This window comes from Paenibacillus lautus (genome assembly GCF_050482385.1).
GTDB classification, from domain to species: domain Bacteria; phylum Bacillota; class Bacilli; order Paenibacillales; family Paenibacillaceae; genus Paenibacillus_AQ; species Paenibacillus_AQ lautus_B.
Genome location: NZ_JBCNHV010000015.1, coordinates 256422 through 279713, shown reverse-complemented (window position 1 = coordinate 279713; position 23292 = coordinate 256422). Strand labels below are relative to the sequence as shown.

Sequence of the window (23292 nt, the reverse complement as noted above, 5' to 3'; positions counted from 1 at the left end):
CTAGGAGTGATGGATATTGGAAGAGGTAATTTCCCGGTCAAGAAAACGCAAGGTTAGCATAACAGCCGGACTGTTTATAAGTATTCTGCTTATACTTACTTTTATTGGTAACACCCTACAAGCCTTGACGCTGCCTAAGGTAGTGATTACATCGGTAAACAAAGGCTCACTGGTTCATTCCTATGTCGGCCGATCGACGATAAATCCAAAGGAGGAGAGGGAACTTATCCATCCTTCGGGCTGGAAAGTCGATAAGGTGCTCGTTAAAAAAGGTGAGATGGTGCGTAAAGGACAAGTTCTTATACAATATGATGGCAGTGAGGTTAAGCAGCAGATTGCTGTGGAGCAGTCTGCTCTGAAGAAGCTGAATCTATCCATGGAACTTCTCGAATATAATGTCATTCAAGCGATGCAGGAAGAAGATGAGTCTCTTCTTATAAGTGCCACAAGCGCGTTCGAAACGGCAAAGCTTGATATTGCGGCACAACAGCAGCAGATCGAGAACCTGAAACATACGCTTTCAGTTAATCGGCAGATGGTGGCCCCTTTTGAAGGTAATGTTATGGAGATTGGTGCGATGGAGGGATTAGGTTCTACTGGGAAACCGGATATCACGATGAGCCATTTGGCAAAAGGGTATGGGTTAGAAATGTATGTACCTTCAGGTATCGCTGCCACGCTGAGCGTAGGGGATGTTCTGGATAACATCATGCTTGAAGGCAAGGAAGAACCAACGATTACGGGTGAGATTGAAAGGATAGATGAGGATATGAACTCGCTCAGTCCCGATGTTGACGAAGACGCTGAGAAATCAAGCAGTTCCATGACACGTTTATTCGTTAAACTAAAAGGGAGTGGGCTATCCGGTGGCGAACAAGTGAGGATCAGTATAGTCAAAACTAAGAGCGACGAAGGGATCCTCATACCGAATAAAGCCGTTCACAAGGACAGCGAGGGCGCTTATGTCTACACCGTAAAAGAAACACAAGGCCCTCTCGGCAATGCATATTATGCTGTTCGCACGTCAATTCAAATTAACGATTCCAACAGCCATACCACCTCCGTTGTCGGTGGTCTGTTCGATCAACAGGAAATCATTGTGGACAGCAGCGATCTAATTATGGATGGAGCACGTGTCAACGTTTATAACCAGAACTAACACCAGAATGTCGCCAAGGCTGAAAAATAGGATTGACAGGACAAACCAAAAGATGTTAAATTATCCGGCAACCAAAGCATGGTTTATGGGGTTTATATAGTGATAGGTGCTAAGCTTATAATGAGGGGAACTTATTTATTATATATGTGCAATGGAGGGGGATATGAAAAATACGCTTATGAAAAAGCCCGAATTCCTTAGGTTTTCAAGACGGAATCGTGATGAGTGACAGGTCATGGCGAGTCTTTTTTGTTGTGGTTGCATTGATCGTACTGACTGGAGTCGTCTATTCATTGATTCAATCCAGTACTTCCTTTAAAGAGTTGATGAGCGATCAGGTTTATGATACAGAGAAGATTAGTTACATAAGAATTGAGAAAATGGGCAGTCCATACGATGATAAAAATAGTGTGGAAATTACCGACCCGGCCACTATTGATCGCATCATAAACGGCTTCTCCAATGCGAAACTATGGAGGACTGAAAATTATGCAAGAGGTATGATGTATAGTATATGGGTTAACGTCGAATATACTCCTTTTTCTATATATTATACCGAGCCCGATATCATACGTATTAATCCAAATAGAGGTGGACATAAGAAATACTCCTGGAACTACAGGATCACTAATGGCTATGACAAGTCGATCATTGAAGATCTCTTTAAGGAAGAGTAGAGGAAGATCACGATTCCCGGACATTATCGTAATTCTCATAACATTCTAATTTATTGAAAAGAAGAGGAACTAGACTATGAAGCTAAATGAACACAACTTGATCAAGATGCAAAATATCATCCAAGAGCACGAATTTGAACATGCAGCAGACTATTTGATCGAACATACTCGGCAAGGCATGCGTTTATCCAAACAGGGAGAGGAGGACTACGCCGGCTCGTGCAATTCACGGATTGGCGGAGACCCCGATCTTCCTGAAGGAATGGAATGGCCGCTGACTTCGGATGGTACACCGATGACGTTTTTGGCACAGCTGCAGTTGAGGGATTTGGCAGCTCACGATGCCACGGCTTCACTTCCGCATAGCGGAGTTCTGTATTTCTTCGTTGGCGTTGATGAACCTGCTTATAACATTGAACACCGGGTGTTGTATCTGGCCGAGGATCAGACAGCGGCCGCTAGTCGATGCCGGGCGCCTGAGGGGACCGCGTTAGATGAAGAATTCGCAGGCTACCGTATTGAAGCAAGAGCCACACTTGAGCCCCCGAATTACGCTTATGTGGATGATGAGCTTGTCGAGGATGATGAGCATGATTTTGAATCTTACGAGGATCTGTGTCATCAATTGACGGGGCAGGATTCTGACGACATCGCGACGATCTTTGGCTACCCTTCTACCCAGCATGGAGATTGTGAGCACGAGGCTGCTTTAATGCTGTTAACGGGATCAGAGTACAATTACTCCATGGAGGCGGCTGTGCAGCAGATTGCCGATCATTTCGGCGGCAACGCGGAACAGGCTCAGCAGGAGATTCGGGATACACTGCTGCTGCTGGCCATCGATTCGGACGACGAGATAGGATTTTGCTGGTGGGATGCGGGTGAACTGCAATTTTTCATCCGCAAAGAGGACTTGCTGGCCAGAAATTTCGAACGCACGTATTGTTCGCTGTACTCAAGCTGAGCCCAATATATATGGGGGGATGATCCATGAAGGAGAAGGTCATTGAGGCATACGATAAGCTGGCTGGAGACTACGAAAGACATGTGGATTCGCAGAGCGGGCATAATGCTTATTACGAAAGGCCAGCCATGCTCAAAGTGTTACCGGCGGATATGGAGCAAATGACCGTCCTAGATGCTGGTTGTGCCGCAGGATGGTATACGGAGCAATTTATTATACGCGGGGCCAGGGTTACAGCGGTTGATCTGAGCCCGGCGATGGTACAAGCCTGTAAGAGACGAGTCGGCAATGAAGCGACTGTATTTGCATGCGATATAACCGAAGACCTGCCCTTTGAAGATGAGGCGTTTGATCTTATCGTAAGTTCATTGACGCTCCACTACATCGAGGATTGGACGCCGACCTTTCGCGAATTTCAGCGAGTGCTGAAACCTGGTGGAGGTTTGATTTTCTCCGTTCATCATCCTTTCATGGATGTTAAACATTTTGATCGACCAGACTACTTTGCCCGTGAGTTATTGACGGAGGTTTGGAACAAACAGGAGTCTGGACCCGTAGAGGTTACTTTCTATAGAAGACCGATTCAAGAAATCATTAATGTAACTTCATCTCGGTTTAGAATCGAACAGATCGTTGAGCCGCAGCCCAGTTTAGCGCATAGGGACAATCCGGAAGCTGCGGAATGGGTGGCCAAATGGTTTGATCGCCTAATGACGAACCCTCATTTTCTGATTGTGAAAGCTAATAAATCGTAACTCGGAATCCATACATATTCATAGGGGAACCGCGTCCATCGCGGTTCTTTTTGTGGTCATATGGCCTCCGCCATATATTTCATGGGCCGATTATTTCGAATGAAGTCCGCTTTTCGTTTGCTGCATGGTTATATAGGTATCCAAGTTTCTGGAGAGGAGGGGAAGGATCATCAACGCGGAAACGATTGAAGAATATGTTCAACAGACTCAGGATGGGCATGCAGAGGCATTTATTCCTATCGTAAGTGAGTACCAGCGCCAAATGTATATTTACTGCTGCCGACTACTGGGTAGCGAACAGGAAGCAGAGGACGCAGTGCAGGAAATCTTCTTGAAGGCATACAAATCGATCACAAAGTATAAGCCTTCGGTCAGCTTTAATGCATGGTTATATAAGATCGCTTACCATCATTGTCTGAATGTAATTCACCGGCGGCAATTATCGCAGAAGCTGGGAAGATTGTGGAAAGGACAGATTTTCGCCGAAAGCGCAGAGCAGGAGTACTTAAGAGGGACATTCAGCGAACCGCTAAGGAGAGCACTGGTGGATCTTACGGTAGAGGACAGAAGCTTATTAATTCTGTATGCATTTCACGACAAGTCGTATGCAGAAATAAGTGAAATAACAGGAAAGACATCGGAAGCCGTCCGAAAAAAGATAACCCGAATCAGAATAAAACTGAAGGATGCCATGAATAAATGGAAGGAGGAAGAACAATGGGAAACATCGTTGATCCAATCGAAGAGTTGAGGCAGCATTCTGTACCGGACAGTCATTTTCGTGATGTTGAGTTTGTTTCAAGAGTCAGACAACATATGGAGGACGAGCAGCATAAAAGACGTTCAGGACTCCGATCCTTCAAGCGTAAAACCGTAATGTCTATCATAATTTCGTCTGTATTACTAGTCTCGTTCACTGCATATGCAGCAACAGGGCATATTCAAATCTTTAATAGTAAAGGGGAAATCGTTCTTAAAACAGCCGATCCATCATCGTCAGGGCTGCCAGCCAAACTGAGCAATCTACTGGAGGAATACAGGACGAGAGTAAAGTCCACGCTGAAGCCGGGAGAGCTGGCCGCCTATTACATCAAGGATGATTACATTAATAAGGACAACGGATATGATACGGCGAATCCCATAAAATTTGAATATCAACCGATAGACTATCTTTCCTATAAAGATTTTCAAAAGGAACTTGTTCGTACCTCGGCACCCACCCTAGAGATGCCTGGTTATCTTCCCAAGGGTGTGAAATTCGCTTATGGTCAAGTTTTTCCTTTCGGACCGGCACGCTTTGGAGAAAAAGACCGGGTGGAATATGATGAACTAAAACAGAGATTGATGAATCAGGCCGAATCATCCAACAGTGGAGAGAAGCTGTTTGTAGAGAAGCTGGATTGGTCGAAGGCCTTCAACTCCTTTGTATACTTATCCGATGGCAAGAGCAGCACAGCTGTATCGATCATGGCGGGGTATGGTCAAAGTGCAAGCTTAACCAAGTCTCTGAAAGCCTCTTCCGAGAAAATACAGCTGAAACATGTTGAAGCTATTTATCTCCAGGATGAGTCAGATGGAGATAGGATCAGTTGGTATGATAGCAAACAAAACATCGTATATACCATTATGGTAAATGTAAATGGTCAAATGACTAAGAATGACCTGAAGGCAATGGCAGAGAGCATGATTATTGACTAGTGAGATGGATTTGAAATAGGATTCGATCGGTTGAAGATGAACTCTAAACATGAAAACGAGTCGAGTTTACGTGTATAATAGCTATTAGTTATATAATAGAAGCAATGAGTTATATCACATCAAAGGGGAGAAAATCACATGTTATGGAATGAAATTACGACAATAGAAGAATGGGAAACGATTCTGAAAAAATCTTCCGAGCGCGGCCAAGTTATTTTGAAGCATAGTACCACTTGTCCGGTTAGCTCTAATGCTCTTTCGGAGTTTGAATCTTACTTGAAAAAGGCGCCAAACGGCGATGTGGATTATACGCTGGTTAAAGTCATCGAGTCCCGGCCGGTTTCCAATAAAATTGCCGAGGATTTGAACGTAAAGCATGAATCGCCGCAAATTATCTACGTGAAGGATCAAGCGAAATATTGGACGGCTTCACACTGGGCGGTTACGTCTGCGCACATCACCGCGGTTCTGGACTGAACAAAATCCTTTGTTGCGCCCGAAAGTATGGTGTAAAAGATGAAAGAACTGGAAGAACTAACATCAATAGAGGCCATCGAGCGGTTTATTCAAGATCACACCTTCAGTTTTTTATATGTATCTAGACAAGATTGCAGCGTATGCCACGCGATCTTACCCAAACTTAGAGAATTGTTAGAGCAGTTCCCTCGCATCTCATTGGGACATATCCAAGGCGAAGCCGTTGGGGAAATCGCCTCGAGATATTTGATATTTACCGCACCGGTACTCCTCTTATTCGTAGAGGGAAAAGAGCTTCTGAGAGAAGATCGATTTGTACAGTTTGGCGCGTTAGAACGGAAATTGGAAAACTTGATGGATCTCCTTAGCTAGCTGCCTTTGTATCGAGTCATGATGGTATGAAGCTGAACTTATGAGTACAATAATTATTTAGGAACGTATCTTCTTGGCTGAAAGCGAGTGTGGAGTATTTGAAGATAAGAGAGGCTAAGCTCGAGGATTACCCTGAGCTTAGGGAAATATTCTTGGCATCACGACGAGAAAATTTTCATTGGGCGGATGCAAACGAGATGGCGTTGGGCGATTTTGATAAGCAAACGGAAAAAGAATTTATACTATTGGCAGAGGAAAATACGATTATCCTTGGATTTACTGCGCTATATTTGCCAGACAACTTTATCCATCATTTATTCGTTCACCCGGATCATGCTGGCAAGGGAGTGGGCAGACAATTGCTTGATGCTGCGATTGAGAGGATGAGAAAGCCGATCCGATTGAAGTGTGTATCCGCAAATCACAAGGCGCTGAAATTCTACGAAAACAACGGCTGGGAAAGAGTGGTTGAGGAAGAGAAGCACGGCGAAAAGTATTGGGTTATGGAATTCAGATAACGCTTAGAAGAAAACTGGGAAACCAGTATTCAATGCAATTAATACTGAAGAGGACCGCGTAAATCGCGGTCTTTTTGCGTGCTCAAAATGATAGGAAACTACGTGCTGATTTCAAAAATTGAAGGAACATAAAAATTCGATTAATTGTCGAAAACAGGGGTTTTTTTGCAAGTTGTTGTTACTAAAGTATTAAAAATATTCGGATAAATGCCGATCTATAAATAGTACAAAAGATGCAATGGTTATGGAATCATAACGTGAATATGGATCTATTGAACTGGAATTTCACTTAACAAGACATTTTGTGAAGTGAGCCTATGTCAGAATATTGATGGAGGGGGAACGCGGTTCATTCAAGATGAACATTTTTGAAAAATGTAATGTATTCATGAAAGATTGCGGAAATATTCAATGTTTCCAGGAAAGTAGGTGATGCGAATAGGTTCGCTAATGAAATCCCTATTTTATATGGAAAATACATAAGAGATATCAAAGGAGAGACACCAAGTGAGTGACCAAGTGAGTGAGACAAAAACGTTCTCAAAAGGACTGCGTTTTAAGAATCTGAGTATTGTTACAAGAAACATGTTATGGACCAGCCTGTATATCATTATTACGGGTGTCATCGTGATTGGTTCAAGCTATTATATCCAGGACAGCGTACTGACGAAGCAGCTGCAATCCGATTCGGGAAAAATTATGGATACCTTGGTTAAGTCCGTATCGCTGGAAGATGCTCAAGCGGTGAAAGGCCAAACCGACCGCAATGCGGATATCCAAAAAAAACTTACCAAAACGTTTGATGAACTATCCCTAAGTCATCCCAACATTGCACAAGGCTATATTTTTGGACCGGAGCTCGAGGGTGGCAACAAGACCTCGATTATTGCCATGCCAACGGCAGTGCTTGATATGTTTGCCGAAGAAGACTTGAATCTGGGCGACTTATACGAACAACCGGAGATCCATGCTGACGCCGTGAGAGAGATGCTGAAAACGAAAAAAACCGTCTACACCAAAGGCTATAAAGATAATTATGGTACCTGGATCACCGTGCTGTATCCTTTCCAGGATGCCAGCGGCGAAATTTTTGCTTACATGGGGATCGACGTGGATGCAAGCTTAATCGCTTCCGGGAAACAGGCATTGATCACCAATACGGTTTTTGCGCTGCTGATTACCTTGCTGATTGTATTAGCGCTGCAGTACTTCACCATTAGACGTACCTTCGCACCGATCCAAGCATTAATGGGGGCGCTGGACAAGCTAAGCAAAGGTGACTTTACCGTCCAATTAAAAGCTAGCGATGATGAGCTGGGGCAGGTCAATGCCAAGTTCAATTCGACCGTTAATCAAATTAATGAACTTGTCACAACGATCAAAACGGTATCGGAGCACTCTGCAGAGCAGTCTAAATTCCTCTTCTCGGCTGTGGAAGTCAATAATAACAACTCTTCCGCTATTACTAAAAATATGGAGGAAATGTCGGAACGAGTCGCGCTGCAGAGCACTTCCATTACCGAAAGCGTGGTTTCGCTTGAGGAAATCTCATCTGGCGTATCAACGATTGCCGGCAATACATCGGATCTTTCCGAGATATCCGTGCACATGAAGGAGCAATCGGAACGCGGTAATCAAAATGTGGAGCAGGTGATCGAACAGATGAATTCGATTGATCATTCGGTCAAAAACTCGGTGAATATCATCGGAAAGCTGCAGAACCGTTCAAATGAGATCGGTCAGATCGTGCAGGTAATTACCGAAATTTCCTCTCAGACAAATCTGTTATCACTTAATGCCGGTATCGAAGCGGCAAGAGCGGGCGAAGAGGGCCGAGGTTTTGCTGTGGTTGCCAGCGAAGTTAAGAAACTTTCGGAGGAATCAAGAAAATCCGCAGACCAAATCATTGAATTGGTTCGATACATTCAGGATGAAACGGCATCTGCGGTAGAAGCCATCAGCGAAGGGGAACAAAACGTCGCCAAGGGAATTGAGGTTGTCAAAGAAACCGGTGAGCTGTTTAAAGGCATGCTGGTGGCAACCGATACAGTGACCAGTCAAATTCAAGAGGTGTCTGCAGCTACCCAGCAAATGGTTGCCGAGACCGAACAGATTACGGCAGCGATTAAACAACTGGCTGAGCTCGCAGAGAGAAACTCGTCTGTGTCGGGTGAGATCCGGATTAGTAGCCAGGAACAGCAGGCATCCTTTGCCAAAATCTTCGAGTCTGCGGAGCAGATTAACCAGGTTTCCGCTGAGCTGGAGGCCCTTGTAAACAAATTGCATGTGTAGTGTGTAGTACTACGAGGACAGAAACAGTAGAGAAAAAAGATGGAGCTGAAACCTTTGAATACAACATTGATGATCGAACAAGGCAAAGAATATTGGTTGAATGAACTGCAGCTACCTTTACCGGGATTCTATCTGTACACCGATGGTCCAGCGCATCTTCAGCAGCAAGAGCTTGATCATATGGCGATTAATCTTCGTATCGAAACCGGTAAGATCAAGCAGTTCAGCGATTCATATGACATGAAGGCATGGATGCTCACAAGCTATGTCGTATTTCTGTACCGAATGACGCACGATACCGATTTGCTGATCGGCGTGAACAATGAGAAGGGCAATCTCCTTCCGCTGAGAGTTAACTTAAGCAGTAGCGATTCATTCGCACAGATTCATGAGCAAGTTTTCGCCAAAATGGAGCAGATTGAAGGAAGCAGCTTTTCGCTTGAGGATATAGAAGGCTTCACCGGTCAATCGCTCGCTCTCCAAACGGTCTATGGAAGTAACGGGAAGGGTTATGCCTATAGTTCCAGCGGGCTGAACTGGATGGTTCAGGAAGAGACGGAGGACGAGTGGACACTCTATGTATCCTATGCACGGCCTTTGTATAAAGAAGAAACGATCGAAAAATTCAGCAGGCATTTTGAGCTGCTTGCTTGCGCGGCTCTTGAGCATGCGGACATGCCGGTTAGCCGTTTGCCTATGCTGACTGATGAGGACCGGAACGCATACACGATTCTCAATGACACGAAGCAGGAGCTGCCGGAAGATCCTACCATTGTGACAATGCTTGCTTCCATTGTGAAGAAATTTCCGGAGAGAATTGCACTATCGTCGAATCATGAGCAAGTAACGTATGAACAGCTTGACCGGTTGTCAAACCAAATCTCACATATGCTTCTAGACAAGGGGCTGCGTAAAGGCCAATTCGTCGCGATATTTATGAAGAGGGGCCTGGATACGATTGTTAGTATGCTCGGTGTGCTCAAGGCCGGTGGAGCCTATATCCCGCTGGATCCATCACATCCAGATGAAAGAAATGCCTATATTATCGAGGATACCGAATCGGCGATCATTCTTACACATCAGGATTTCACAGCAAAGCTGGATGGGCTCCTGGCAGGTTTTCAACCGAAGCCAGAATACTTCTGTCTTGATGATAAATTCCTTTCGTACTCGGATGAAGCCTGTGGCGTTCGCGTTGAAGGTGATGATTTGGCATACATCATCTATACCTCCGGTTCAACAGGCAAACCAAAAGGGGCCTTAATCGCCCATCAAGGCGTCGTGAACTTGGCACTGGCCAATCAAGAGAAATTACAGATGAGTGAACAGGATATCATTCTTCAATATTCCACCTTCAGCTTTGATGCTTCCGTTTACGATATATTCGGATCGCTGGCTTGCGGTTCACGACTGCATCTTCTCTCCGATGAGCAGCGTTTCTCCATAGACGCCTTTACGGAGGCTGTGGCAGAAACCAATGCAACGCGTGTCGCGATACTGCCTACGGTGTTTTTTAATCAATTGGCAGCGTATTTGCCTATGGAAGATACTCACGAATACCGTAATATCAAAACGATCGTGGTTGGTGGGGAAGCACTGGCCGGAGAAACCGTTCGTATGTTCCAGAAGAAGCTGCAGATTCCAATCGTGAATCTATACGGCCCAACGGAAACGACGGTTGTAGCAACAGGGCATGTCGTGAATTATGCGGTTCCGGACGATCTGGCCACCGTGTATATCGGGACGCCTTTTGCCAACTATGAATTGTATATTGTGAATGAGCATAATGAGTTATGTCCAACTTGCGTAACCGGAGAGCTGCTGATCTGCTCGATCGGCGTAGCCAAAGGGTATCTGAATCAGCCTGAGAAAACCAAAGAAGCCTTCATTCTGGATCCGTTAACACCAGAATCTGGTAAACAATACTACCGTTCCGGAGATTTGGTTCGCCTGCTGCCGAACGGACAAGTAGAATACCGGGGACGAAAAGATTCACAGGTGAAGATCAGAGGCTTCCGGATCGAGATTGGAGAGATCGAGGATAATCTGGCGAAGCATGAACGCGTAAAGGACATCGCGGTCATTCCGAGAATGGACGAGGACGGAACCAAAATGTTAGCGGCATTCTATACAACCCATAATGGACAGGCAGCTTCCGCTAAGGATTTGGTGCAATTTTTAAGTCAGAAAGTACCTAGTTATATGGTTCCTAAATACATGTGTTTTGTAGAAGAGATGCCACTATCCCCGACCGGCAAGATTGATCGTAAGAAGCTGGCATTGTACGAATTGTCGATGGAGATGGAAGAGGATGACTCCCACTACGAGGCACCGGTTAATGATATTCAGCGGGATATTGCTGCAGCCTGGGAAAGAGCACTCGGACAAACCAAAATCGGCATCCATGACGATTTCTTCGATATTGGCGGGTATTCTCTGAAAATCCTGGAGATTCTAGTGCTTCTTAAGCCGCAATATCCACAGTTGAAGATCAATGATTTCTTTGTTTATCCGACGATTGCAAAATTGGCGGAGAGAGTAGAGGAACTGGGTCAGCAGACGATTCCATCCGATCAAACAGAGAATAGGGATCTTCCTATTCAGGATTTGGCTGAGTATCCGATCTCATTCCCTATCAACCAGGGTTCGGGACAACCTATCTATACCCAGCAGCATATTTTGCTGACAGGCGCGACGGGATATTTGGGATCACATCTGCTGAATGAACTGCTGAAACAATCGACCGCTACCGTGTACTGCCTGGTTCGACCGTCGAAGCTGATGGAGCCCTATGCTCGCCTTGAGCAGATCATGACCGGATATTTTGGCGAAGAGGTCAAGACTCGTATGGATAAAAGGGTGATCGCGATTCAGGGCGACTTGGAGCAGGAGTTTCTCGGGCTCGGAGCCCAAGACCGTGCATTGATTGAAGCGCGCATCGATTCCATCATTCATTGCGGAGCTGAAGTGAAGCATTTTGGCGATTCCGACTATTTTGCCAGAGTGAATGTGGAGAGTACGGACCGCTTGTTGGCTTTGGCTCAGAGAAGACCTCATATCCGATTCCACTTTATATCTACGCTTGGGATCCCTGAAGATTTGGCACTGGGTGGTCAATGGGATGCCATCGTTGCCGGAACGGGATATGAAGAGTCCATCATCGAGAATGTCTATACGAACAGCAAGCTGGAGGCAGAGAAGCTGGTCATTAAAGCCGGTGCAGATAGAGGAATCCCGGCAGCGGTTTATCGCGTGGGGAATCTGTCTTGTAACTCGGAGAACGGAATATTCCAGAAAAACATCGACAACAACGCATTTTACCGCATGCTGAAAGCGATGCTGCTGTTGAAGAAAGCGCCTGGCGTGAGATGGGAAGTGGATATTACGCCGATTAACTATGCCGGGGAGGCCATTACCGCTCTGCTGCTTCAACAAGAAACGGTTGGGCGAGTGTTCCATATCTGCAACCCGGTTGCCATTCCTTATGAGGACATGGTGGGGCATTTTAAAGCCTATGGATATGACATTTCAGTAATGGACTGGAAGGCATACGAGGCATGGTTATTGGATCCGCAGCAGCCGAAGGATAAGGAAGGCCTTGAGCTGGCGATGGCACAGTTCGAAGGCGACGGAGCAAAGAATTCCATCTACCGGTATACTTGTCCGCAAACATCGGAATTCCTCAAGCACACGGGAGTAAAATGTGCTGTACCGGACAAGCTGTTATTCGAAAAAATGATAGAGTATGCCGTTAGTATCGGATATTTCGTGAAACCGGAGTAACGATATGTAGGCAAGAAGCATGAAACCGCGAGAAGCTCTCGCGGTTTTTTTGTGGTCAGGATCAGGCATCACTGGCAAATATTTTTTTTGAAACGTGAGTGTGGTACGATCATACTGATTTAAGTCCAGTAACACCAAATGAGGTGGCCTATGAATCACGAACATTGGAAGCAGGCAGAAACCGCACTGGCTTGTATGGAAGTTATCAAGAACGGTGATAACGACCCTGTCACGATTGAAGGTGAATCAGATGACCTGCGCTGCATCGGAATCGGGACGGATGCTGCAGTATTCGTATACGAACCTTTGCCGGCCTACGCGTTCAAACTGTATGCTGCAGAGGCGCTGCCTAAGAAGGAAGCGGAGATTAAGGTCTATCAAGAGCTGGTGGGCAGCCCCTATTTCCCTGCATTTTATGGGGCAGGTGAGCGTTATGTGGCGATCAGCCATGAATCCGGATTAACCCTGTATGACTGTTTGCTCTATGGTGTGTCCGTTCCAAGGCAGGTCATCGATGATGTGGAGGCAGCACGCTCCTTTGTCCGCAGCAGGGGCTTAAACCCGCGGGATATTCATTTGAAGAATGTACTGCTGCAGGAAGGCAGAGGGAAGGTGCTCGATGTATCGGAGTATATTCAGGAAGGAAACGACAAGCGATGGGAGCATCTCGTATGGGCATACGACAACGTATATCCGCTGCTTGAGGGCAAGAAGCTACCGCTATGGGTATTGGAGGCCGTGAAGAACGGATATTACCGTCTTGACCCATCCAGTGTGAATATGCAGGAATTTGCGGACCGGATTGGGCGACTGTTCTTCAGAAAATAGGACCCATTCGAAACAGGTAGGAGCATCCCCTCTTAACAAACGAAACGAAGCGCTATCTTAAGAACATATTTGGCGGATTCAATCCCCCTGAAGCTGTAACTGCTCCAGGGGGATTTTTGTATTTAGAAGATACTCCAGTCCATCTCCCGAGATATGGACTGGAGTAAATGCACGCCGGCGTAGCTGTTTCCTTTATCATTCAATGCAGGGCCCACCACGCCGATGCCATAACGGCCAGGCACAAAAGTTAAAATGCCCCCTGAAACGCCGCTCTTGGCGGGTAAGCCTACCTGAATGGCGAATTCTCCTGATGCGTTGTACATGCCACATGTCGTCATGAACGTCTTGGCGATTTGAACATATCTTCTCGGTATGAGCGCTTTGCCGGTTAGCGGATCCGAACCGTTGCAGGCTAGCACCAATGCCATTCTGGCTAAATCGGCGCAATCCACAGCGATGGAGCAGTGCCGAAAATACACCTCTAAAATCTCTTCAACATCTCCGCTGAGCACCCCGTTTTCCTTCAAAAAGAATGCTATGGAGCGATTCAGATTCCCTGTTTCCGATTCGGAGCGGTAAACGCCCAAGTCATATTCCAAACCAGCGTTGCCGGCTAGCTCTTTAAGGAACTGAAGAATTCGGTCGGATTTCTCGTTCGGGCTGTCTCCGCGAATTAAGGAAGAAACGGTAATCGCGCCTGCGTTAATCATCGGATTAAAGGGAATACCGGGTCTGACTAACTCCAGCTTCAGCATGGAATTGAAGTTGTCTCCGGTCGGCTCCATGCCGACCTTGCTGAAGACGGCATCCTCTCCATTGTCCATCAGCGCTAATATTAGCGTAAACACTTTGGAGATGCTCTGCATCGTAAAACGCAGCCCGCAATCCCCGGCGGTGACCGATTCACCCTGCGTGTTCATTAAGGTGATGCCCAAAGCATCATGGGGAGCTTTGGACAGCTCGGGGATATAGGAGGCGACTTTGCCTCTGCCGACACATGGCGAGCTGGCTTCCAGCCAGCCGGGGAGCTGCTGGCGGATGGCTTCGATTTCGGGTGACATCATCTGTTAAACCCCTTTCTTGGCCTCTAGTTAAAATGCTTCAGTCAAATCACAGGCGATTTCAAGTTTGAACAGAAGCCAACAGGCTTTGTGCATGTTCAGGGTGTTTTATGACCACGCCAAGGATTCAGAAAGCATGTATTACGCATGGGTATCCTATTTGCTGCAGACACCCGGGTATTGGACCGGAGTAACGGGCGGACTGCGTTATTTCGACGATCAAAATATGCTGAAGCTGCTTGAAGATACTAAGCAGTTGATTGAGGCGCGATGCAACAAACGCCATGTCCCATTAGAGATGGCATCCGTTCAGGATCTCGAACAGGATCATGAATTATTTCTTGGTATGAAACACTTATATGAAAGATTTAATGAGATCGCTCCCGATAGCTTGAAACGGATCAGCATGTTTATTCGTTCCAATCCGCAGGATTTTGTCGTGTTAAAGGAAGAATAGTCCTAATGTCAGAATGACTTGAATAACAGAACGCTATAGCCCGCCATGGCCATGCCCATGCTGCGGGTTTTTGTTTTATTCTGAGCCAGCATGTTTGTGTAAGTGCACTCAACAAGTTTGTTAAGCTTTATGTAAGGTTCGTATAAAAATCGTGTAAGGTTCGTCTTCTATAATTACATCTGTGCTTAACTAACGATGACTTGAAGGAGAACGCGATATGACAACCATATTACAAGCAAAACATGTTGAAAAAACATTCGGTAGTCAAGGAAATCAATATACGGCATTGCAAGACATCAATCTTGAAATTCAGGAAGGTGAGTTTGTTGGTATTATGGGACCTTCCGGGGCAGGCAAATCCACGCTGCTGAATATTTTCTCAACGATCGATACACCGTCAGCAGGCGATATTACCATTGCCGGACAACATATTGTATCGATGAATGAGGAGCAGCTATCCGATTTTCGCCGGAATCAGCTCGGATTTATCTTTCAGGACTACAACCTGCTGGACACGCTCACCGTCAAAGAAAATATTTTGCTTCCCCTGGCATTGTCCAAGGTGCCTGCAGCCGAGATTGAAAAACGGGTGAACGAGATCGCCGATACGTTCGGGATTCGCGATATCTTAAACAAATATCCTTATCACATCTCGGGTGGTCAGAAGCAGCGTACCGCGGCCTCGCGCGCCATTGTTGCCAATCCAAGCCTCATATTGGCGGATGAACCGACAGGGGCGCTGGATTCCAAGTCGGCAACCAGCCTGCTGCAAAGCTTAAAGAAACTGAATGAGATCCAGCGTGCCACCATCATGATGGTCACTCACGATGCTTATGCAGCAAGCTACTGCAAACGCGTCATTTTTATAAAAGACGGGCAGCTATACCAGGAGCTTCATCGAGAAGACCAACTGCGCAAGGTGTTTTTTGATCAGATCCTGGAGGTACTGGCTGCACTTGGGGGTGAGCATGATGACACTGTTTAGCATAGCCAGAAAAAACATCCGCAAAAATTTCACCAATTACTTTTTATATTTTGCTTCGATGATCTTTAGTATCGTCATTTACTTCACTTTTGTTTCACTTAAATATGATACTGCGATTCAGTCCGCAACGGAGGGGTCGACAAAAATCAGCTCGGCCTTTAGCGGTGCCGCCGTTGTGCTGATCATCTTCGTGGCTATATTCATTTGGTACTCCAATTCCTTCTTTACCCGCAAGCGCAAGAAAGAAGTCGGATTGTATTCATTACTAGGTGTTCGGAAGAAACAAATCGGTCGGATGTTATTTTATGAAAACTTTCTGATGGGCGTGCTGGCTCTACTGGCCGGGATTGCCCTGGGCTCCGTGCTGACGAGATTTTTTGTATCCCTGTTAATGAAGGTCATGGGATATGATGCGGTATCGAACTTCTCGATATCGCCTGCGGCCATCATCAACACCGCCATTGTGTTTATGATCATTACGCTTATCACGTCACTGCAGGGTTACCGACTGATCTACCGGTTCAAATTGATTGAGTTGTTCCATGCGGATCAGGAGGGAGAACGGGAGCCAAAGGCTTCATGGATCACCGCTGTATTGTCACTGGTATTCATAGGCACCGGATACTGGCTTGCTCTGCAGAACCTGCTGGAATCCAAGGCTTGGGCGGCGATGGGATTCATGCTAACGCCACTCGTCATCCTGACGACGGTGATTATCGGAACGTATCTGCTGTTTAGTACTCTGACCGTGACATTGTTGAAAATATCCAGAAGTAACAAGAACAGATTCTGGAACGGGATGAATATGATCGGTGTCTCCCAGCTTCTATATCGGATCAAAGGCAATGCGCGTACACTCACGATCATTGCCGTCCTTAGCGCGACAACACTTACTGCTGTTGGGACGGCTTACAGCTTTTATTACGGTAATGCAAGCAATGCCGGGCAAGCGAACCCCAACAGCATGATGTGGATCTCCCATGATAGCAGCGTGACCAAGCGAGCCGACGAGTTGATAGACTCAACTCCGCAGCACGAGCTGTTATATCATGCGTCCGTCCCTATCTTGGAAGTGGATGCTGATGTCAGTGGGCTGAACGATGTTTTTTCGCATGACATCCAATCATACAGCGTCATCTCCCAGCATGATTTTAACGAGCTGGCGAAGATGCAGGGCCGCAAAGACACCATCACATTAAGTGGAGACGAGGCAGTCGCCTTGGATCCGGCCTATTACGAAGGAATTTCACCGACATATGTGGGTTCTACGGTGACACTCAAACCAAACAAGCAGGAACTGCCAATTACCTTTAAGGAACTGAAGAAATACAGCGTGCTGAACTTGGGTACGGTCTATTCTACTGTGGTTGTAAGCGATGAACGGTTTGCCCAATTGGAGAAACAAGCGAACACGATCATACTGGAGGCCTATGGCATATCGAATCAAGACAAAGCGAAGCAGCTGACGGAGGATCTCGAAGGCATCTTGCCGGAAAGCGCGTCATTTGCCAGCTATTATCAGGATTATGCTAGAGGAATGGAAGGGTCAGGCCTGTTGATTTTTATGGGAGGATTTCTGGGGCTTGTGTTCCTCACGGCGACCGGCAGCATCATATATTTCAAGCAATTAACCGAGGCAAATTCGGATAAGGCAAGATATCAGATATTAAACAAGATCGGCGTAAATCGGCGTGAGGTTAAAAAGAGCATAGCCCAGCAAGTGCTGTTCATCTTTGCTTTACCGCTCGTTGCCGGCATTGCCCACTGTGCTGTCGCACTGTCCGCGTTGTCCAAACTTCTGCATATGAATCTTGTGATTCCGGTCGTGATCTGTATGGCCGTCTATACCTGTGTTTATTTGATCTATTACGTCGTTACCGTTAGATCCTACTATAAAATTGTAACCAAAACTAAATAACCTATCATAAAGGAGTAAAGTCATGAAAAAAACGATGATCTTCGGCGGCATCCTTGTCGCCATCCTCATTGGATTTGTTGTATTTATTCAAAATGTGAACATTAACCGTCTCGGAACGGATCAATATTATGTGCAAATTGAGGATGGAACCCGAGTGGAAGAGAAAGCGGATAATGGAGAGAAATACATCTACTATGAATACAACTTGGAGGGCTTCAACAAAGAAGGGAACGCGAAGACGTTAAGCTTTAGGGCGAACAAAGAACTGCGAAAGGAAGCGTACTTGCGTTTATACGTCAAGGAAAAGGGTGTCAGTTCCTATCAAGAGGTACAGGCAAGCGAGCTTCCGGAACCAGCCAAGGTTAAGCTTGAAACGTTAGGAAAATAAGGACGATATCAGAGGGAGAGAATAACATGACGCATGTAAAAGAAAAAACGACGATCCTATCGAAAAAGGCTATTATTGGCTCACTTGCATTGACATTGACTGCATGCCCGCTCATCAACGCGGGTCATGCAGCGGCAAAGGCCGGTTCCCCGACTACAATTTCACAAGTCTCAGCGAGCGTTGAAGCGCATGCGCCGATTCAATATCATATTCAGGCGAGACTGAACGAGAAGAACATGACCATGCAGGGAAGCAGCATGGTTACCTATCGAAATACCAGTCAGGATACGTTGAATCAGCTGGTATTCCATACCTATGCCGATGCCAACCGTTCGAAATCGACACAAACGTCCATGTTTAAACGATCGAACGAAGAAATCAGCAAGAACCATCCCGATAAGAAGCCGGAAGATTTTCTCGGAGGTATTGATATTCAAGGAGTGAACGCTAACAGCCAAGCTCTCGAGTTCCATAATCAAGATCAGGCTTTGACTATTCAATTGAAGGAGCCCCTTCAACCGGGCGCAACGATATCGGTACATATGGATTTCTCTCTGAAAATCCCGTATGGTTCGCAGCGCTTATCGTATTACCAGGATATTGTGAACGGCGCGCACTGGTTTCCGGTTTTGTCGGTCTATGACGAGGAGAAGCATCAATGGAATACCACCCCTTACAGTCCATCATTCGAAACCGATTATTATACTTCTGCAGATTATGAAGTAGAGTTCAACGTTCCCGACGCTTATCAGGTGGCGATGCCAGGCAAGATAACGACACGGAATAACGTGGAACCCGGCCGCAAGATTGTTTCTGCTGTTGCCAACAACACAAGGGAATTCGTATTTTTTGCCAGTCCCAATTTCAAAGTGGACAGTGTTACCCGCAACGGCTTGACGATTGAATATTTATATTTTGATAACGAACCGGGAAAGAAACAGGTCATTGATCGGTATATCGATCAGGCCTTTAAAGCCATTGAATTTTTTGGTGATAAATACGGCGCTTATCCTTATCCGGAATTTCGAATCGTCGAGTCTTACGTGGAGGGTGTGGCTATCGAATATTCGCGGGTCATCCAGATGGGACAGGTTCACAGTAAAGCCGATCCCGCGCAGGACACGGTATTCGTTCATGAAATCGCTCATCAGTGGTTCCACGCTCTAATCGGGAACGATTCGGAGAAGGAATCTTTCCTGGACGAAGGTTTTGCCGATTTTTCCAAGGTGTATTTTGCCGAGAAGCAGGGAGATAAGCTGAATGGTTTTAAATCCATTCAATTTGACGATTCCAAGATGGAGCTTGCCATAGCATCGACCAATGACGAGGTGGGGGATTTGGCTAGCCCGGTTTATTACGAGAAAGGTCGCCAAGCGATCTACCAATTGTACCGGTCGGTTGGCGAAGAGAAATTTGACCACTTGATGAGGGAATATTTCAAACGCTATGTATACAAAAATGCTACCATTGAAGGACTTCTCCAAACGATAGAAGACGTGCTCGGAAAAGAGGCGCGAAACGAAATGGCAACGGCCCTATATCAACCGGGGTTTGTGCTTAAGCCTGAATTCCAACTGTCCGAAGAGGAGAAAACCGCATATATGCATGATCAGTTTCAATTGCTGTACCAAACAGCCCTTTCCCAAATTCCAGGTTTGCCCTACGAAACGATGAGCCGCATCATGGAGAAGGCTCTTCAGGGAGAGCCATTATCGATCGTCCTGAGCGATCAAGTCAGCAATCAAACTCGCAAGCAGCAAGAAGCCATGGTGAACCAGCTCACGATGCTTCTTGATATCGGCGGGGTGAAATATGACGTTATTCGGGATCGCCAGGTGTTGAAAAAGAAATTGAAGAAGGAACTGGGGACAAGCAATCTGATCGTGATCGGTAACGGTAAAACGAACGGGGTGATCCAGGCCCTGAAATCCGGTATCATCGAGCGGGTGAACAAAATGGGCTTCGCCTGGAAGGATACCATGAATCAACCGAATGCTTCCGGGGCGTACGTGATCAAGCATCCATTCAATCAAAATCGCTTGATGCTGCACTATTTTTGGAATGGAGATCATGTAACAGATGAGGCCTTGGAGACCTATATGGCGAAAATGCAGGAATCCCTCGGATTCACGAGCGCTTTTTATCAGTACTATGTGATGGACAAGAAAGGCAAGGTGGTGTTAGATAAACAAGAGGAGAACCCGCTATCGAAGTTTTTTGCGGAGGAGTAAGCTTGATGTATGTTTCCTTCTCAATGCACCATGCGCTGTTGAATAGCAGCCTGGCAGGAGGGAAAAATGTTGGTTATAGCAGGGGGTGAACGAATTGGCGTTTGATCAAAAGGTACTTGTCGTTGATGACGAGGCGGATATTGTCAGGCTTCTTCAAACCGTGCTGATCAAGGAAGGCATCGATCAGGTATATACCGCAGCAACAGCGGAAGCAGCATGGCTTGAATTCCAGAAGTGGCAGCCCGATCTTGTCATTCTGGATATCATGCTTCCGGATGGAGAAGGATACGAGGTATGTAAAAAAATACGCAGCGTCTCCAATGTTCCGATATTCTTCTTATCGGCCAAGACCGAAGAGATTGATAAAATCCTGGGTTTCGCCATCGGCGGCGACGACTATATCACCAAGCCCTTTAGTCCGAAGGAAGTGGCTTACCGGATCAAAGCCCGGTTTCGGAGACCGGATGTTTCTGAGCATGAGGACAAACTGAATCGCGTGATTAAGAAAGGCCCCTTTGAATTAGATGAAGAGAAGGTGGAGCTGAAGAAGAACGGCAAGGTTATTCCACTAAAACCGAAAGAGCTGGGATTGCTTACGCTGCTGCTTAAACATCCGGGCCAGATCATCAGCAAGGAAAGTTTATATGATCAGGTATGGGGTGAGGAATTCTTCGGATTCGATAATACCGTGATGGTTCACATCCGGAGGCTGAGGGAGAAAATAGAAGAGGACCCTTCCAATCCCCGGTATCTGCTTACGGTAAAAGGCCTTGGGTATAAGCTTGTCGTAGAGGATGAATAAGGGATGAAGTGGAAGCTGACCGGCAGGTATCTGGTCTCCGTGGTTCTTATCGTTGTCATCGTTATTATTATGAACATCGTGGTGATTATCGGCTTATTCGTTCTACAATCGGTGAATGAGGATTTCCCACTTTTAAATCGGCAAACCTCAGCAGAATCGATATCCCGATCCTTCCAGGAACATATCGTAATATCGGGATCAGGTGCTTCGATAAGTGAGAAAGGCAAGGTGATTCTGGAGAAGAATCAGGCATGGGTTCAAATTCTGGATGAAGATGGCCGGGAAATCTACCGCTATCTTGCTCCGGAAGAAGCCAAAACAAAGTACGCCCCCATCGATATTGTGCAGATTTATAAGTATGTCGAGAAGGAAGTGCTTTCCACCGTCTTTATTGGCGAAAAGACAGGCTTCGAACATCGTTACAGTTACTTGATTGGATTTACGACGCCATACCTGGAGCGACAAGTGTTAACCTTCGATTCACGGAACTTTGCACAGATGTTTAAGGTGTTTAGTGTGTCCCTCATCATCGTTGACGGATTCATCGCCTTATGTATCGCTTATATCTTCAGCAAGCGGCTGACCAAACCCATGTTTATCTTACTCGACAGCATTAAGCGTTTAGCTAGCCGTGATTATAACGTCCATCATCAACCTAAGGGGATATATAAGGACGTGTTCGCCAATATCAATCTTTTGGCCCAAGAGCTGAAATCTAGCGAGCAGGAAAGAAAGAAATTGGATGCGATGAAGGAAGAATGGATCGGCAATATCTCGCATGATATCAAAACGCCCCTTGCATCGATTCAAGGCTACGCGGAGATGATAAAGGACACGGAATATCAGTTCTCCATGGATGAAATACGGGATTACGCTGGGATCATCGAAGGAAAGTCCAAATATTTGAGAGACGTTATCGAGGACTTGAATCTGTCAACCCGCTTGAGGAATAAAAAACTAACGTTGAATAAGAAAAATGTAAACCTAGTAAGCCTGGTACGCAATGTCGTGATCGATACGCTGAATGACCCGAGATACGCCAATCGGGACATTGACTTTAGCAGCAGTCATGAGATCATTAAAATTGAGGTTGATGATATTCTGATACGCAGAGCAATCAGCAATCTAATCTATAATGCGATTGTTCATAACCGTGAGGATATTTCGATCAAGGTCCAGGTCGAGAAGTTTGAAGAGCATATCCTGATTCGTGTGGAGGACAATGGAAAAGGCATTAAGCAGGAGGAGCTCGGAAGAATCTTCGATCGCTATTACCGTGGGACCAATACGGGAGAACTCCATAAAGGGTCAGGTCTTGGCATGGCTATTACGCATGACATTGTGATCGCGCATGGAGGACATATTCAGGTTCATAGCACGCTTGGCCAAGGCACAGTTATGGAAATCAAACTGGTACAGAACAGCGCCGATATGAATGATGGTTTTCTGACGGTTAAAGACCATGGTCAGGAGTAAATATACGCAAAAGGGATACACTACCGCAAAAGGAGTGTATCGCTTATGAAACTGGTTGTAAAGTTATTGGTGCATGGAGTTTTGATTACCGCACTGCTGGTTGCACTTACCGATGCTTCGTTCACAGGGGCTTTATTGACGGCATTAGGAATTGGCATCGTTGCTTATTTGGTGGGAGATTTATTTATTCTGCCACGTACCAGCAATATGATGGCAACGATTGCCGATGCCGGATTGGTATTTGTAATGCTGTGGATTATTGGCGGTGTTGCGAACTGGACCCTTGATTTCTCGGAGGTGCTGCTGATTGTAGTACTTGCGGGAAGCTTTGAGTATTTATATCATATGTGGCTCAGGGGCGAGCATTTGTTTGAAAAGAGACGGCGGGCCTCGTAACCACAGTAAAAACCTTAAATCGATAAATATGCGTATAAAATAACCCCATGGCTCG

The 23292-nt window shown here is 46.0% G+C and carries 21 protein-coding genes; 20 read left to right on the top strand and 1 reads right to left on the bottom strand.

The window, feature by feature from the left end; all coding sequences use genetic code 11:
• Window positions 1-16 precede the first annotated feature (16 nt).
• From ABEW73_RS19675 to ABEW73_RS19620, 12 genes are all read left to right on the top strand, one after another.
• Window positions 17-1159: an efflux RND transporter periplasmic adaptor subunit gene (locus ABEW73_RS19675; protein WP_430166231.1), complete on the top strand. Its 1143-nt coding sequence runs from the start codon at window positions 17-19 to the stop codon at window positions 1157-1159.
• Between the two features lie 221 nt (window positions 1160-1380).
• The gene (locus ABEW73_RS19670) at window positions 1381-1836 is read left to right on the top strand and encodes a hypothetical protein (protein WP_430166229.1); all 456 of its coding nucleotides are present in this window, start codon (window positions 1381-1383) and stop codon (window positions 1834-1836) included.
• 76 nt (window positions 1837-1912) lie between these two features.
• Window positions 1913-2800 carry a YwqG family protein gene (locus ABEW73_RS19665; RefSeq protein WP_430166227.1) on the top strand — a complete coding sequence of 296 codons (888 nt, stop codon included), beginning with the start codon at window positions 1913-1915 and terminating at the stop codon, window positions 2798-2800.
• 26 nt (window positions 2801-2826) lie between these two features.
• A complete protein-coding gene (locus tag ABEW73_RS19660; protein WP_430166225.1) occupies window positions 2827-3555 on the top strand; it encodes a class I SAM-dependent methyltransferase in 729 nt (242 codons plus the stop codon).
• A gap of 148 nt (window positions 3556-3703) precedes the next feature.
• On the top strand, window positions 3704-4306 hold the full coding sequence (locus ABEW73_RS19655; protein ID WP_430166286.1) for an RNA polymerase sigma factor: 603 nt from the start codon (window positions 3704-3706) through the stop codon (window positions 4304-4306).
• Entirely contained in the window at window positions 4273-5253 is a 981-nt protein-coding gene (locus ABEW73_RS19650; protein ID WP_430166223.1) for a hypothetical protein, read from the top strand. The genes ABEW73_RS19655 and ABEW73_RS19650 overlap by 34 nt, the downstream gene beginning before the upstream one ends.
• A gap of 138 nt (window positions 5254-5391) precedes the next feature.
• Window positions 5392-5730 (top strand): bacillithiol system redox-active protein YtxJ, encoded by a 339-nt coding sequence (ytxJ, locus tag ABEW73_RS19645; protein WP_430166221.1) that lies wholly within the window; start codon window positions 5392-5394, stop codon window positions 5728-5730.
• Between the two features lie 39 nt (window positions 5731-5769).
• Entirely contained in the window at window positions 5770-6102 is a 333-nt protein-coding gene (locus ABEW73_RS19640) for a thioredoxin family protein (protein WP_430166219.1), read from the top strand.
• A gap of 98 nt (window positions 6103-6200) precedes the next feature.
• Entirely contained in the window at window positions 6201-6620 is a 420-nt protein-coding gene (locus ABEW73_RS19635; RefSeq protein WP_430166285.1) for an N-acetyltransferase family protein, read from the top strand.
• 507 nt (window positions 6621-7127) lie between these two features.
• Window positions 7128-8912, top strand: a complete 1785-nt coding sequence (locus tag ABEW73_RS19630; protein ID WP_430166218.1) for a methyl-accepting chemotaxis protein — start codon at window positions 7128-7130, stop codon at window positions 8910-8912.
• A gap of 54 nt (window positions 8913-8966) precedes the next feature.
• Window positions 8967-12695 carry an amino acid adenylation domain-containing protein gene (locus tag ABEW73_RS19625; protein WP_430166217.1) on the top strand — a complete coding sequence of 1243 codons (3729 nt, stop codon included), beginning with the start codon at window positions 8967-8969 and terminating at the stop codon, window positions 12693-12695.
• A 150-nt stretch (window positions 12696-12845) separates the two neighbouring features.
• Complete coding sequence (locus ABEW73_RS19620; protein ID WP_213644743.1) at window positions 12846-13523, top strand: serine/threonine protein kinase; 678 nt, start codon at window positions 12846-12848, stop codon at window positions 13521-13523.
• Window positions 13524-13645: 122 nt separating this feature from the next.
• Here the strand turns inward: ABEW73_RS19620 and glsA are convergent, their stop codons facing one another.
• Window positions 13646-14587: a glutaminase A gene (gene glsA, locus ABEW73_RS19615; RefSeq protein WP_430166215.1), complete on the bottom strand. Its 942-nt coding sequence runs from the start codon at window positions 14585-14587 to the stop codon at window positions 13646-13648.
• 133 nt (window positions 14588-14720) lie between these two features.
• On the opposite strand from glsA, the gene ABEW73_RS19610 reads away from it, so the two are divergent.
• From ABEW73_RS19610 to ABEW73_RS19575, 8 genes are all read left to right on the top strand, one after another.
• On the top strand, window positions 14721-15041 hold the full coding sequence (locus ABEW73_RS19610) for a hypothetical protein (RefSeq protein ID WP_430206394.1): 321 nt from the start codon (window positions 14721-14723) through the stop codon (window positions 15039-15041).
• 217 nt (window positions 15042-15258) lie between these two features.
• Window positions 15259-16026, top strand: a complete 768-nt coding sequence (locus ABEW73_RS19605; RefSeq protein ID WP_430166212.1) for an ABC transporter ATP-binding protein — start codon at window positions 15259-15261, stop codon at window positions 16024-16026.
• A complete protein-coding gene (locus ABEW73_RS19600) occupies window positions 16013-17944 on the top strand; it encodes an ABC transporter permease (protein ID WP_430166210.1) in 1932 nt (643 codons plus the stop codon). The genes ABEW73_RS19605 and ABEW73_RS19600 overlap by 14 nt, the downstream gene beginning before the upstream one ends.
• A 22-nt stretch (window positions 17945-17966) precedes the next feature.
• A complete protein-coding gene (locus tag ABEW73_RS19595) occupies window positions 17967-18332 on the top strand; it encodes a YxeA family protein (RefSeq protein ID WP_430166208.1) in 366 nt (121 codons plus the stop codon).
• Window positions 18333-18358: 26 nt separating this feature from the next.
• Window positions 18359-20563, top strand: coding sequence for a M1 family metallopeptidase (locus ABEW73_RS19590; RefSeq protein ID WP_430166207.1), 2205 nt, complete (start codon window positions 18359-18361; stop codon window positions 20561-20563).
• 94 nt (window positions 20564-20657) lie between these two features.
• On the top strand, window positions 20658-21365 hold the full coding sequence (locus ABEW73_RS19585) for a response regulator transcription factor (RefSeq protein ID WP_430166206.1): 708 nt from the start codon (window positions 20658-20660) through the stop codon (window positions 21363-21365).
• Window positions 21366-21368: 3 nt separating this feature from the next.
• Entirely contained in the window at window positions 21369-22841 is a 1473-nt protein-coding gene (locus ABEW73_RS19580) for a sensor histidine kinase (protein ID WP_430166205.1), read from the top strand.
• A 45-nt stretch (window positions 22842-22886) separates the two neighbouring features.
• Window positions 22887-23237 carry a DUF2512 family protein gene (locus ABEW73_RS19575; protein ID WP_430166203.1) on the top strand — a complete coding sequence of 117 codons (351 nt, stop codon included), beginning with the start codon at window positions 22887-22889 and terminating at the stop codon, window positions 23235-23237.
• Window positions 23238-23292: the final 55 nt, after the last annotated feature.

Excerpts from the sequence above, each read along its gene's own strand:
- ABEW73_RS19670 (WP_430166229.1), top strand. The coding sequence starts at position 1,381 with ATGAGTGACAGGTCATGGCGAGTCTTTTTTGTTGTGGTTGCATTGATC.
- ABEW73_RS19665 (WP_430166227.1), top strand. The coding sequence starts at position 1,913 with ATGAAGCTAAATGAACACAACTTGATCAAGATGCAAAATATCATCCAA.
- ABEW73_RS19660 (WP_430166225.1), top strand. The coding sequence starts at position 2,827 with ATGAAGGAGAAGGTCATTGAGGCATACGATAAGCTGGCTGGAGACTAC.
- ABEW73_RS19650 (WP_430166223.1), top strand. The coding sequence starts at position 4,273 with ATGGGAAACATCGTTGATCCAATCGAAGAGTTGAGGCAGCATTCTGTA.
- ytxJ (WP_430166221.1), top strand. The coding sequence starts at position 5,392 with ATGTTATGGAATGAAATTACGACAATAGAAGAATGGGAAACGATTCTG.
- ABEW73_RS19640 (WP_430166219.1), top strand. The coding sequence starts at position 5,770 with ATGAAAGAACTGGAAGAACTAACATCAATAGAGGCCATCGAGCGGTTT.
- ABEW73_RS19620 (WP_213644743.1), top strand. The coding sequence starts at position 12,846 with ATGAATCACGAACATTGGAAGCAGGCAGAAACCGCACTGGCTTGTATG.
- glsA (WP_430166215.1), bottom strand. The coding sequence starts at position 14,587 with ATGATGTCACCCGAAATCGAAGCCATCCGCCAGCAGCTCCCCGGCTGG.
- ABEW73_RS19610 (WP_430206394.1), top strand. The coding sequence starts at position 14,721 with ATGTATTACGCATGGGTATCCTATTTGCTGCAGACACCCGGGTATTGG.
- ABEW73_RS19605 (WP_430166212.1), top strand. The coding sequence starts at position 15,259 with ATGACAACCATATTACAAGCAAAACATGTTGAAAAAACATTCGGTAGT.
- ABEW73_RS19600 (WP_430166210.1), top strand. The coding sequence starts at position 16,013 with ATGACACTGTTTAGCATAGCCAGAAAAAACATCCGCAAAAATTTCACC.
- ABEW73_RS19595 (WP_430166208.1), top strand. The coding sequence starts at position 17,967 with ATGAAAAAAACGATGATCTTCGGCGGCATCCTTGTCGCCATCCTCATT.
- ABEW73_RS19590 (WP_430166207.1), top strand. The coding sequence starts at position 18,359 with ATGACGCATGTAAAAGAAAAAACGACGATCCTATCGAAAAAGGCTATT.
- ABEW73_RS19580 (WP_430166205.1), top strand. The coding sequence starts at position 21,369 with ATGAAGTGGAAGCTGACCGGCAGGTATCTGGTCTCCGTGGTTCTTATC.
- ABEW73_RS19575 (WP_430166203.1), top strand. The coding sequence starts at position 22,887 with ATGAAACTGGTTGTAAAGTTATTGGTGCATGGAGTTTTGATTACCGCA.